The sequence below is a fragment of the Bacillus sp. C1 genome (assembly GCF_054570475.1).
Genome location: NZ_JBTMZT010000002.1, coordinates 571971 through 586156, shown reverse-complemented (window position 1 = coordinate 586156; position 14186 = coordinate 571971). Strand labels below are relative to the sequence as shown.

General features: G+C 37.9%; 9 protein-coding genes. 7 read left to right on the top strand and 2 right to left on the bottom strand.

From position 1 onward, the window contains the following. The first annotated feature begins 545 nt into the window (after nt 1-545). From ACX5JI_RS09400 to ACX5JI_RS09370, 7 genes are all read left to right on the top strand, one after another. The gene (locus tag ACX5JI_RS09400; protein WP_459500809.1) at nt 546-3413 is read left to right on the top strand and encodes a 2-oxoglutarate dehydrogenase E1 component; all 2868 of its coding nucleotides are present in this window, start codon (nt 546-548) and stop codon (nt 3411-3413) included. Between the two features lie 139 nt (nt 3414-3552). Continuing rightward, nucleotides 3553-4809 carry a 2-oxoglutarate dehydrogenase complex dihydrolipoyllysine-residue succinyltransferase gene (gene odhB, locus ACX5JI_RS09395; protein ID WP_459500808.1) on the top strand — a complete coding sequence of 419 codons (1257 nt, stop codon included), beginning with the start codon at nt 3553-3555 and terminating at the stop codon, nt 4807-4809. A 332-nt stretch (nt 4810-5141) separates the two neighbouring features. After that, the gene (locus tag ACX5JI_RS09390; protein WP_459500807.1) at nt 5142-5444 is read left to right on the top strand and encodes a heterocycloanthracin/sonorensin family bacteriocin; all 303 of its coding nucleotides are present in this window, start codon (nt 5142-5144) and stop codon (nt 5442-5444) included. Nucleotides 5445-5609: 165 nt separating this feature from the next. Beyond that, entirely contained in the window at nt 5610-7544 is a 1935-nt protein-coding gene (locus tag ACX5JI_RS09385; protein ID WP_459500806.1) for a putative thiazole-containing bacteriocin maturation protein, read from the top strand. Further along, a complete protein-coding gene (locus ACX5JI_RS09380) occupies nt 7544-9493 on the top strand; it encodes a TOMM precursor leader peptide-binding protein (RefSeq protein WP_459500805.1) in 1950 nt (649 codons plus the stop codon). Before ACX5JI_RS09385 ends, ACX5JI_RS09380 begins: the two co-directional genes overlap by 1 nt. A gap of 24 nt (nt 9494-9517) precedes the next feature. Further along, complete coding sequence (locus ACX5JI_RS09375) at nt 9518-11086, top strand: SagB family peptide dehydrogenase (protein ID WP_459500804.1); 1569 nt, start codon at nt 9518-9520, stop codon at nt 11084-11086. 115 nt (nt 11087-11201) lie between these two features. Next, nucleotides 11202-11792, top strand: a complete 591-nt coding sequence (locus tag ACX5JI_RS09370) for a class I SAM-dependent methyltransferase (RefSeq protein ID WP_459500803.1) — start codon at nt 11202-11204, stop codon at nt 11790-11792. Between the two features lie 440 nt (nt 11793-12232). Here ACX5JI_RS09370 and ACX5JI_RS09365 read toward each other — a convergent pair whose 3' ends face one another. Together ACX5JI_RS09365 and ACX5JI_RS09360 are read right to left on the bottom strand one after the other, a co-directional pair. Then, complete coding sequence (locus ACX5JI_RS09365; RefSeq protein ID WP_459500802.1) at nt 12233-12643, bottom strand: DUF3908 family protein; 411 nt, start codon at nt 12641-12643, stop codon at nt 12233-12235. A gap of 178 nt (nt 12644-12821) precedes the next feature. Beyond that, nucleotides 12822-14156, bottom strand: coding sequence for an FAD-dependent oxidoreductase (locus ACX5JI_RS09360; RefSeq protein ID WP_459500801.1), 1335 nt, complete (start codon nt 14154-14156; stop codon nt 12822-12824). Between the last annotated feature and the right edge of the window lie 30 nt (nt 14157-14186).

Below are 14186 nucleotides of genomic sequence, written 5' to 3'. Positions count from 1 at the left end.
AAGCAATTTTCAGCTATATTTGCAAAAACTAACGATTTATGAAGCATTTTTGAATCAGAACCATCCATTACGAACGAATCCTTCTTTTTTCCTTTCAATAGTTAACACTACCGAAATAAAATTTACTCTAAATTCATAATTTTTTATTTTTTATACTATATTCTGTCGTATTGTTGTATAATATTTCTGAAAGCGCTTATTATTTTAATATACATAATCAAAGCATTTTTTATCGAAACATTCTTTTCATTCATCTTATACTTTCATCTAGTACATTCGCTTCAATTATGAATGTACCAGATGTAATCACCTATTTTTCCCTTAAACTTACTTCATAACATGAAAGATTAACTTGGGTGATAAGTAATTGTGAATGTTTTTTTACAAAACGGATAAGTAATAATGTTTGGTATTATGTAAATTATTGTAATAACATAAGAGTAAAGATAACATTTACATTCATTACTGATTCATCAATTATGAAAAGAGCAAAATGCACCTTTTAAAATGTAAAAAGGATTATATGCATTGGGAGGTTTAAACAAATGACGAGGAAGAATACAACGACAAACCCTTGGGCCAAATTCCATGGTCCGAACCTTGGCTATGTTATTGAACAGTATGATCGTTACGTGACTAATGAAGGTTCTGTTGATCCGGAATTACAAGAGCTTTTTGAAAATTTTGGAGCTCCTCCATTCCAAGCAGATGTCGTAACAGGGGACAACAAGGAAACAAATTTTTCTCCTCAAAACATAGGAAACATTGAAAAAATTCTTAAAGTCGTTCAACTTGTTGAGAATATCCGTTCATTCGGTCATACATTGGCTCATATTAATCCAATGGAAGAGCCAGCAAATGGACAGTCCCTCATCGAGAAAGCAATGAGCGAATTAAGCGATGAAGATTTGAAAGCGATTCCAGCGAAAACAGTATGGTCAGATGCACCAAGTGGTATTCACACAGCTCTTGATGTAATTCATAGATTAAAAGATGTGTATACAAAATCTTTAGCATATGAATTTTCTCATATACAAGATAGTGAAGAACGTGCGTGGTTGCATCAAATGGTGGAATCAAATTCATTGCGTCAACCGTTACCAAATAAAAAACGAACTGCTCTCTTAAAACGCTTAACGGCGGTTGAAGGTTTCGAGCAATTTTTGCATAAAACATTTGTAGGTCAAAAACGTTTCTCAATAGAAGGCGTTGATATGCTTGTACCTGTACTAGATGAAATGATTTCAGAAGGTGCTAAAGGCGGCGTAAATGATGTCATGATTGGTATGGCTCACCGCGGTCGCCTAAGTGTACTCGCTCACGTATTAGAAAAACCGTATAGTCACATGTTTGCAGAATTCAAACATGCAACGATAGAAGGCGTAAATAGTAATGCTGGTTGGACTGGCGACGTGAAATACCATTTAGGTAGAGAGCAGGTCGTTGGTAATGAAGAAACTAGTACTCGCGTTACATTAGCAAATAACCCAAGTCACCTTGAGTTCGTTAACCCAGTTGTTGAAGGTTATGCACGTGCAGCACAAGAAAATCGTAAAAAAGCTGGTCATCCTGAACAAGATGTTTCGAAATCATTCGTAATTTTAGTTCATGGTGATGCTGCATTCCCTGGTCAAGGTATCGTATCAGAAACATTAAACTTAAGCAGATTGAATGCATACCAAACCGGCGGAACGATTCATGTTATTGCAAATAACTCAGTTGGCTTTACAACAGATAGCTACGATTCTCGTTCTACAAAATATTCAAGTGACCTTGCGAAAGGTTTCGAGATTCCGATTGTCCATGTAAATGCTGATGATCCTGAAGCTTGTCTTGCTGCTGCCAACCTTGCAATTCAATATCGTATACTGTTCAAAAAAGACTTCTTAATCGATTTGATCGGTTACCGTCGCTACGGTCATAACGAAATGGATGATCCAGCAGTTACGCAACCACAAGTGTACAAAAAAATTAAAAACCATCCGACAGTTAGAGCCATCTATGCAGATCAATTACAAGCTGCAGGCGTTCTAAATAAAGATGAGATTGAAACGATTACTCAGTTTATCCAAGAGGAATTAAAAGCTGAATATGCACAAGTACCACCAGCAGATACAAGTGATGCTACAATTCACGTTAAAGTTCCAGACGTTGTAGCAAAAGGCATTCAGCCAATTGATACTGGTCTTCCGCTTGAAACACTTCGCGCGATTAACGAAGGGCTTTTAAGTTGGCCAGAAGGCTTTAACGTATATCCTAAAGTGAAGAAAATTCTTGAACGTCGTAAAGATGCTCTTGAAGATAACGGTAAAATTGAATGGGCACTTGCTGAATCTTTAGCATTCGCTTCTATTTTACAAGAAGGTACACCAATTCGTTTAACTGGTCAGGATTCACAGCGTGGTACGTTCGCACACCGTCATATCGTATTACATGATACAGAAACAAATGAAACATATTCACCACTTCATCGTTTGCCAAATATTAACGCATCATTCTCTGTTCATAACAGTCCGTTATCAGAGGCTGCTGTTGTTGGTTATGAATACGGTTATAATGTGTTCGCTCCAGAAACTTTAGTGATGTGGGAAGCACAGTACGGCGATTTTTCAAATACTGCACAAGCATTATTTGACCAATATGTTTCAGCAGGAAGAGCAAAATGGGGACAAAAATCAGGTCTCGTTCTTCTATTGCCTCATGGATATGAAGGTCAAGGACCAGAGCATTCTAGTGCACGTCCAGAACGTTTCTTACAGCTAGCTGCTGAAAATAACTGGACTGTTGCAAACTTAACAAGTGCAGCGCAATACTTCCATATCTTGCGCCGCCAAGCATCAATCCTTGGTACAGAAGCCGTTCGTCCATTAGTAATCATGACGCCAAAAAGTTTATTACGTCACCCACTTACAGCTTCAACAGGTAGCGAGTTAAGTGACGGACATTTCCAAATGGCTCTAGAACAAAAAAATCTTGGCACAAAACCAGAGAAAGTGAAACGCCTTATCTTAACAACTGGTAAAGTGGCAATTGACTTAGCGGCAGAGCTTGAATCTGGAAAACATGAGTACAATTTAGATGAAGTTCATATTGTTCGTATTGAACAATTGTACCCATTCCCTGCTGAAAAAGTTCAATCTATTATGAAACGCTTTAAAAACTTAAAAGAAATGATTTGGGTTCAAGAAGAACCACGAAATATGGGTGCATGGCATTATATGGCTCCAATTCTGTTTGAACTTGCTGGAGATCAAGTAAAAACAGGCTACATTGGACGCCCAGATCGTTCAAGTCCATCTGGCGGCGATCCACATGCACACAAAGCTGAACAAGAGCTTATCGTTGCACACGCACTAGATACAAAATATAACTTCCGTCAAGACAAACAAGAAATCGAAGTTTATAGCAACTAAAAATGAAAGTAATTTACTCTAGCTGACTTGGGCAGAGTTCTATAAAGAATATCTGCCCAATATGCTTAAAGTTTTGAGATTACCGAAGAAAAAAGAAGACAAAACACACCGTTAGGCAAATAAGGGGAGGACATTTAAAATGATCGAAATTAAAGTACCTGAGCTTGCAGAATCTATTTCAGAAGGAACTATCTCACAATGGCTTATCAATGTAGGCGACAAAGTTGAGAAAGGTGGCAGCGTTGTTGAGCTTGAAACGGATAAAGTCAATGTAGAAATCATTGCAGAAGATTCAGGTATTGTAGCAAAACTGTTAGGAGAACCTGGAGATACAGTTGAAGTTGGCGACATTATTGCAATTTTAGATGCAAATGGATCAGCAGTAAGTACACCTGCTCCTGAAGTAAAAGCAGAGCCAAAACAAGAAATTGCAGAAGCACCTAAAGCTGAAGCTCCAAGTAGTGCACCAAACAAAACAGCTTTACAAGGTCTTCCAAATACAGATCGTCCTATCGCATCACCTGCTGCTAGAAAAATGGCACGTGAACTAGGAATTGACTTAAATGAAGTACGCAGCACAGATCCACTTGGTCGCGTAAGACCACACGATGTACAAGCACATGCTGCTGCGCCAAAAGCAGAGCCAAAACAAGAAAAAACAAGTCCAAAACCAGCTGTAACTACTGAGTTTGAAAAACCAGTTGAGCGCGTAAAAATGTCTCGTCGCCGTCAAACAATTGCAAAACGTCTTGTAGAAGTTCAACAAACATCTGCAATGTTAACTACATTTAACGAAGTTGATATGACTGCAATTATGGAATTACGTAAAGAACGTAAAGACGCATTTGAGAAAAAACATGATGTTCGTCTTGGCTTTATGTCATTCTTCACAAAAGCTGTTGTTGCAGCATTAAAACAATTCCCATTGTTAAATGCTGAGATTCAAGGTGATGAGCTTATCATTAAAAAATTCTATGATATCGGAATCGCTGTTGCAGCTCCAGATGGATTAGTTGTTCCAGTTGTACGCGATGCAAACCAACTAAACTTCGCTGAAATCGAAAGTGAAATTCGTGAACTAGGTAAAAAAGCACGCGATAACAAACTTACATTAAAAGAACTACAAGGTGGTACATTTACAATTACAAACGGTGGTGTGTTCGGCTCCCTTATGTCAACACCAATCCTAAACAGCCCACAAGTAGGTATTCTTGGTATGCATAAAATCCAAGTAAGACCAGTTGCAATTGATGCAGAACGTATGGAAAACCGCCCAATGATGTATCTTGCACTATCTTACGATCACCGCATTGTCGACGGTAAAGAAGCAGTTAGCTTCCTTGTTGCCGTTAAAGAAATGCTTGAAGATCCAAAATCATTGTTATTAGAAGGTTGATAGACTTTCGAAATATACAAGGCTGTAGAAAGAGTACGTTTATCTTTCTACAGCCTTTTTTCTTTGTATACATCTATTAAAATCCTCCATAAGAATAATTTAGTATCAGAGCTATACTTATAGTTTCATCCTCTCCCCTTCACTTCTCGTCTATTAATAAATTAAAATAAATTGCTTGATATAAATAGGCGTCAAAATTAGTAACACCCACACAGTAGATTTCATAGTTTGGTGAGGAAAGTATAAAAAATTTTTATCAATCTACTTATCCATACTCTTTCACTTTCTTTTCTAACCGGTAAATACCTTATATATGACTAGGAGGTTTAACAATGTATAATTTTCAAAATGCTATTCAATCACTAAGCTTAAATGATTTCCAAACAGAGGCAGTTACATTTTGGGATCCTCAAACTCAGTCCTATTATGTTAGTTATGATAGTCGTCCATGTGGTGGCGGTTGCTGGCGTTGTTGGCGCTGCTGGGGTGGCGGCTGTTGGCGTTGTTGGCGCTGCTGGAGTGGTGGCTGCTGGGGTGGTGGCTGCGGTGGTGGTGGTTGCGGTGGCTGCGGTGGTGGTGGTTGCGGTGGCGGTGGCCAATGCGGTGGTGGCGGCTTCGGCGGTGGTGGACAGTAAAGCGATCGGTTACGGAACAAATCAAAATATTAATTTAAAGAATAGAATTTCCTCTGCTCCATTCACTGCAGAGGAAATTCTTTATAATTTATCATAAGGTACAAATCAAAATACATAAACTGATAGTGTGTGCTTAAAACGAACTTACTGGTAAGGAGGAATAAAATGAGTAATCTGCGAACTTCTACAAAATTAAAGATGAACAAAGATACATTTTTCATTCCCAACCCAAACGGGGGTGTTTATTTTAGAAACAACTCCAGTTCATTCCAAATGCAAGGAAGCGATATTTACCAATGGATTGAAAAATTAATACCTATGTTTAACGGAGAACACACGTTGGAAGAATTAACAAATGGACTCTCCCTCCCTTATCGAAATAGGGTATTTGAAATTAGCGAGATTTTGCACCAGAATGGTTTTGTTCGGGATGTAAGCCAAGATATTCCCCATCAATTAGAGAAGAAATTACTTGAGAAATATGCATCACAAATCGAATTTTTAGAGAACTTCTCTCATTCGAGTAGCCTGCAATTTCAAATGTATCGACAAGCTAAAGTCTTAGCAATTGGATCTGGATCTGTTTTTACTTCATTGGTTTCTTCCTTACTCGAATCTGGTTTACCGCAGTTTCATTGCCTAATTACAGATTCAAACGCAACAAATTATACTCGGCTAAATGAACTGATCCAAACGGCTTATACTGCAGATCAACATGTGCTTGTTCGAGAAATAAGTGCAGCTGCAGATGATTCTTTACGCGAAGTTTTCCAACCATTTGATTGGATTTTATATGTATCTGAAAACGGGAATATCGAAAAGTTAAAAATGATTCATGAGATTTGTAGAGAAGAACAGAAAAGCTTTCTTCCAGCTCTTTCTTTACAACAAGTCGGATTAGCGGGACCTGTAGTGACTCCAGACTCTACAATATGCTGGGAATCAGCATGGCGAAGCATACATGAGCCTGCTTTAAAAAAAGAACAACCAGCGCAGCATCCCTCTCCAATTACCGGAGCGATGTTAGCGAATGTCCTTGTGTTTGAGCTGTTCAAAAACGTTACAGGAGTTGCAAAACGGGAACAACAAAACCAATTCTTTTTACTAGATTTCGAAACGCTAGAAGGCGAATGGCACTCTTTCACTCAACATCCACTTATCAAGACCGAAAGTTTGTACAGAGACAGCATCCACAATCTCGACGAAGTACTTGATCAACACTCTAATCAAAATCGTTCGAATGAGCTCTTTTATCTTTTCAATCAGTTAACTTCAAATACATCTAAAATCTTTCACATATGGGAAGAACAAGATTTAGCACAACTACCTTTGTCCCAGTGTCGTATTCAAGTTGCCAATCCATTATCTGAAGGGCCAGCTGAGCTTCTACCTGCTATCATTTGCGGAGGTTTAACCCATGATGAAGCACGGAGAGAAGCAGGATTAACAGGAATCGAAACATACGTATCACAAATGATTGATTTCCTTATTCCCCCTTCATTCAGTAGAGAACAAAACGAATGCATTGGAGTTGGAGCTGGAGAAACAATGTTAGAAAGTGTATATCGGGGATTACAAAATTATTTAGTAACCACCTTACAAAAGCGACAATTTAGCCAAACAGAAAACGTTTTTCCGCTGCAGTTAACCGACATCAACGACACGCACTGCCAATTTTATTTAAATGCACTCTCAACAATGCACGAAACACCTACATTTGGAGTTGGTACAGAAGTATTAGGATTCCCTGTTATTTGGACCCGCATGTACAATCAGTGGTATGGTGGTACCGATCTAAATGTAACATTAGCGCTAAGAAACTCATTACAGCAAGCAATAATGCATGCGCAGAATCAACAACTCCCCCCTAACTCCTATGTATTACCTGATTCGTCTATTTTCGTGCAAGATACAGATTCATTTAGAGTTGAAATACAAAGGGAAGAAGAGATCCCTCAATTAGAAACCTTACAATTAGCCTTACTACATTTAAAAGAAAATAATCTTTATCCCGTCGCCTTTGATTTAAGCATCGACTCCTTTTTACAAGAAGGTTTGGGCAGTGTAGTTGGCATACTAATAGAAGAGGAGGAAAACTGATGGATACAAATATATTGCTTGTAGGAAAAGGACTTCTCGCAGATTATGTAGACCAACAATTATCCCGTCACTATTCTGTCATGCGTCAAAACACTCTTGAAGAAACGCTCCCTGAAAATATCCATCTTGCTCTCGTATTACACGATGGTTACTCTCCTTCAATTCACTATAAAGCGGAAGAAATATTTCAATCCATTAACATCCCTTGGCTTAGGGGCTTTATTTCATTTGGTGAAGGTATCATCGGCCCTTACATTAGGCCCGATCAACCAGGGTGCTCTCATTGCGCTGATGCGAGGCGGCTTATAGCTGGTTATGATCGAAAAGAAATGTGGGAACTACAGCGAAATCTTTTAATGAAAAACAATGAGGATATAGAGCGGGATATATATGCAACACAAAACGGAATTTTACAAATGAGCCACCTCATTCATGCAGAAACGGAGAAAATACTGACAAAGAGTCACGCAACTTTACAAGAAGAACTCATTTTATTTAACATGCAAACATTTCAATGCTCACGTCATTCATTTCTTCCTGATCCTCTATGCCCAGTGTGTAGCTCATTACCCGATGATACTGAATCAGCTGCTCATTTATCATTACAGCCCTGCTTCAAAACGAGTAATGACAGCTATCGTTGCCGCTCCATCGACAATTTAAATACTTTTTTAGCGAAAGATTATTTAGACTACCGAACCGGCCTTTTAAACGGAAAAATGCCAAATTTCCATTTACCATTCGCTGACGTTATTGTAAATATGCCTTTACTTATGGGTAATGAAGGAGTTGCAGGCCGAACACATTCTTATACAATTAGTGAGTCAACAGCAATTTTAGAAGGACTGGAACGATATTGTGGAATTTCCCCGCGCGGGAAACGGACAAAAATTCATGGTAGCTATCATGAGTTAGAAGATAAAGCTATCAATCCTCTAACAGTTGGTGTACATACAAATGAACACTATAACCAGCCTAATTTCCCGTTCAAACCATTTCACCCTGATAATTCCCAAGATTGGGTATGGGGCTATTCCTTATTACAAAACCGTCCACTTTTGATACCAGAGTCTATTGCATATTACAGCTTAGGACACAAGGATGGCTTTGTCTATGAAACCTCGAACGGCTGCGCCATTGGAGGAAGTTTAGAAGAAGCGATTTTCCATGGAATTTTAGAGATAGTAGAACGCGATGCTTTTTTACTAACTTGGTATGCACAATTACCACTCTCTCGCATTGATTTAGCTTCTGCGCATGATACAGAATTACAATTAATGATTGAACGAATGCGAACAGTTACAGGCTATGACTTACATTTTTTTGATGCAACGATGGAACATGGAATTTCAAGTGTGTGGGCAATTGCAAAAAATACAAAGCAGACTGGAATGAACCTCATATGCGCTGGTGGAGCTCATCTGGAACCAGTACGCGCTGTGAAAAGTGCCATTCATGAGCTAGCTGGTATGCTCTATATAATGGATGAAAAATTAGAAAAAAATCGAAAACAATATGAACAGTCTTTATATAATCCATACCTTATTAAAGAAATGGAAGACCACAGTATGTTATACGGTTTAAAGGAAGCAGAAGAGCGACTTCATTTTCTATTAAACAATGACCAACCTTTACAAACATTTGACCAAATGAATCACCTTTCATCTAGTAATATCGACTTAACTGTAGACCTCAAGCTCCTTCTAGATAGATTTGATCGCTTAGGACTTGACGTAATCGTTGTTGATCAAACAGCTCCTGCTATCCGAAAAAACGGCTTACATTGTGTGAAAATCTTAATTCCCGGCATGTTACCAATGACATTTGGGCATCACCTTACCCGCACTTCAGGGCTACAAAGAGTACTAAACGTACCGATGGAACTTGGTTATAGGACTAATCCCCTAACATTTGAAGAACTGAATCCGCATCCCCATCCGTTTCCATAATTCGCTTTGCAAGGAGGAACTTCCATGGAATTAGAGACATTTCTACACAATTTACATTTTTCAGTTGATGAAATTATGCCCGCAAATGAGAATGTTAACTGGGAAGATGCACCACTTCCTTATAAATTATATCGTGATTTACCTATCATCCCGCTTTCTTTAGAAGTACCTTTAACACTGCGAACGCAAAATGTATCTACGAACCCCACTCTAGAAGAAATCGGATATTTTCTTTGGTATACATTCGGTTTGACACAAGTTTGCCAACCATCGTTCTCTTTCAATCAAAACAAAACAGCGAACATATACCGAAGATTTATTCCTTCAGGAGGTGCTTTATATCCGAATGAATTATATGTATATATGAGAATAGAAACGATTCCATACGGTATCTATCATTATGATGTCGCACACCATCGTTTAATACTACTTCGTGAAGGGAATTTTGATTCCTATCTCTCACAAGCACTCGGGAATCGCTGTGATGTATCTGCTTGTTTCGGTGTTACTTTCGTATCAACTATGTTTTGGAAAAATTTCTTTAAATATCATAATTTTTCTTATCGGCTCCAAGGTTTAGATGCCGGCGTCCTTATCGGTCAATTACTAGAAGTTGCAAAACAATTTGGCTATACATCTAGTATATATTTTCAATTTCTTGATAGGGCCACGAATCACTTACTCGGACTATCCGAGCAAGAAGAAAGTGTATATGCAGTCGTTCCGTTATCTAAACAGCCGACAGAAGAATGGTTTCATGAACATCCGATGTTAGATCAAAATATCTCATCTCACGAACTATGTAAAGAGCTTCCACCTTTACACCATGAACATATTGTTCGCTCACAAAACGTAACAACGTATCCTATGTTAACAAAAATGAACGAAGCATCGATGTTAGAAGAAACTATCTCCTTTCAAACGCTCGCTACAAAAACGGGATCTTCACACAATACACAAACAGTAGCTTTACCACGTGCAGAGCGGTTATCGTATGATTTCGCATCTATTTGTCGAAAGCGCCATTCTCCTGATATGGACTTTTTCTTACAAAAAATAAGTACAACGCAACTCGCTACTTTGCTTCAAGAAACGAGTCTCTCTTTACCTTATCAAAATGATTTAGACGGACGACATATAAAGCCAAACCAGCGCCTCTCTTTATATGGCTGCTTTTACAATGTAGATGGTATACAAAACGGAGCATATTCTTATAACAGTCATACTCATGCATTAGAAATGATTCGTCTTGGAGACCTTCGTTATTCTTTACAATCCTCTATGACAATGGATAATGTAAATCTCTTTCAAGTCCCACTCTGTCTACATGTAATCGGAACTAACGATTATGCAACAAGCGATTTAGGATATAGGGGTTACCGCATTCAACAAATGGAAGCTGGGATACTCGTCCAAAAACTTCTTTTAGCTGCAGCTGCTATGAATATGGGGGGACATCCCCTCTTAGGATTTGACAGTAAGTTATGTGACAAATTGTACGAAATTGATACAACGAGAAAGACATCTCTTATTCAAATTCCAATTGGTCCGTATCGGCCGCGCACTTGGCTTAAAGGATCTTTGCATAGTTAAAAATCCGTCCTTCGCTCAGTACACAGTACTAGCAAAGGACGGATTTTTTTAAAGGGATACAGATTATCTAAAGCGAATATACAAATTTAACTACTTTATATAGGGAGAGATCACGTTGAGTATACTGCAAAAATTAATTGACCAAGCGAAAAATCCGAAAGGTTCTATCGGTTCTTCCATGCTTTGTATTATGAACACTGTACATACACGATTAACAAATTGGGCTTTAGAAAAAATACATATACAAGACGATGCAACAATTCTAGACATTGGTTGCGGAGGCGGCCGAACGATACATACCCTTTCTTCTATAAACCCTTCTGGAAAAATATACGGCATTGATTATTCCAAACAAGCAGTAGAAAATTCAATAAGATCAAACAAAGAAGATGTGGAAAACAGAAAAGTAATGATTCAGCAAGCAAGTGTATCTTCTATGCCATTTCATGATAACAATTTTGATCTCATTACAGCCTTTCAAACACATTACTTTTGGCCTGATTTACAACATGATATAAAAGAAGCTTTTCGCGTTTTAAAGCTACATGGTTCCTTTATGATTGTAGCCGAAATCTTTAAAATGAATTATCATATGAAACAATATAAAACAACCAAAGAGTTAGTAACGCTTTTCAAAGAAACTGGATTTCAACATATACGGCATTACGAAGAAAAAGGATGCCTTTGCATAATAGGGAATAAATAATAGAAAAAAGCAGACCTTCTAAAATCTGCTTTTTCTCAGTTTGTTGGGAAACAGGAGCTAGGGGGCTCCTGTTTTTTGTCGTTTTTTGTTGGTTAGTCAATATCCTTTGTCGAATCGCTGATATATTGTGAGAAATAGTCGATATATTTGAAAAATCGCTGATATATTGCGAGAAATAGTCGATATATTTGAAAAATCGCTGATAAAGTGAAACTTTAATCAGTGGGGGGCTTCATCCCCCACTGATTATTAGTTGAACCAATCGGGCATTTACAGGCAGTTGATCTCCCACCTATCTTCTCTGCATTTCTCTGAATCTTGAGGTGGGGATCTTACTGCCCGTTAATGCGGGGTAAAATTTCATTCATCACTTTATACGCCCCCACCGTGTCAAATCATCATGTTTCTTTTTATCATTTTGTAGCATGTCCCTTTTTCCATTAAATCAATTTAAAAATACTTTTAATCTGTCTTGCAAACAACCAATTCTTCGCTCCGCAATTATCATTTAAACTATCTAACACGATCGCTTTCCCATTCTTAAATGCGAGATGTAACGTTGTATTTTTATCATTTGTTTTCAAGTCTATCTGAGTAATATCTTGGTATTTTAACTTTTCAACTTCAATATAATCTTCTTTCATTTGTCCAACCATAGCATGATCTTGGAAAAAGAAGAAAACTTCTGCCTTTTTCCCAAAGCAAAATACATGTTTTGTATAAATTAATGTGGAGTGGTCAATAGAAATACATAATTCTTTCATTTCTTGCACAACTTGCCCAAGATCCTCTTCATTTCTTGCATTCGATTCAGCAATCCACTCTTCTACGGTTTTCATATTTAGTGCCAATTTACTTCCTCCTGCATCATTCAATACTAGCTTACTTATCAAAAGTAAATATTATATCATACATTTTTCAATCTAGAGTGTAATGCGTTGAAATATAGGGAGACTTTAATCAGTGTGGGCTCCATCCCCCACTGATTATTTCTCCTTAACAACTTACCTTCTATGAATCGCCTCATTTTTATTCCGCTCGCCTTGCCGCTTGTTGAATAGGATCCCAAACACTGTTATATGGCGGCGCATAACTTAAATCAATGTCTTCTAAATCATGAATACTCATTTTATGAAATAATGCCATCGCTAGCGTATCAATTCGTTTATCTACACCTTCTTCTCCGATCACTTGTCCACCTAGTAATTGTTTTGTATCCGAACGATACAATAATTTTAAGTAGAGTGGTTTTGTATTTGGATAATAACCAGCTATATTTGTTGCGTCTATTTTCACGATTTTGTATGGGAGTTGTAATCCCTTCGCTTCTTTTTCATTTAAACCTGTTCTCGCTAGCGTAAGATCCATAAATTTAATAATTCCTGTACCAAGCGTTCCTTTAAAGGCTCTCCGTTTATCAATCATGTTTAACCCAGCAAGGCGCCCTTGTTTATTCGCCGTTGTCCCGAGCGGAATATGATCTTGTATTTCTTTTATCATATGATAATGCGTCGCACAATCTCCCGCTGCATAAATGTCTTTTACATTCGTTTGCATATACGCATTTACTTCAATTGCTCCTTTATTATTCTTACGGATTTCGGTTCCATTCAAAAACTCCGTATTTGGCTGTACACCAACTGAAACTAAGACAAGATCTGTTTTATACGTCCCGTTATCTGTTTCAACAAATTCAACTTTCTTATCCCCCTTAAATGCTTTTACATTTTCATTTGTTAAAATTTCAATATGATGTTTTGCTGCCTCTTCCTGTATATACACTGCCATATCCGCATCATAAATCGTACCGATATGATCATTTCTTTCAATCATTCGTACTCTTTTCCCAAGTTCTACAAATGTTTCAGCCATTTCAAGACCGATCGCTCCTCCGCCAATAATCGTTACATGCTCAACACCCTGTTCTTGTAGCGTCTTTACTATTCTCTGTGCGTCCGGAATCGTTTTCAAAAGATGAATCCCTGCTAACTCCTTCCCTTCCCAATTTGGCATCACAGGTCTAACTCCTGTGGCAATGAGCAAACGATCATATTGATATTGAAATGCTTTTTGCCCCTTCGTATGTATACCGTGTACGATTTTGTTTTCCGTATCAATTTTCGTTACTTCATGACTGGTTTTCGCATGAATACCATACTTATCACGAAATGTTTTCACATCTCTAGCGATTAGCTTTTCTGCAGAAGAGATTGCACCGCTAATAACATACGGAAGGCCACACTGCGCATATGAGTATATTTCACCTTTTTCTAACGTAACGACGTTTGCTTCTTTATCATTTCTAACAATTTGCATCGCAGCACTCATGCCCGCTGCATCTCCACCAATAATTACATAGTTCACTATATCACTCCTTTATTGAATCTCTATTGT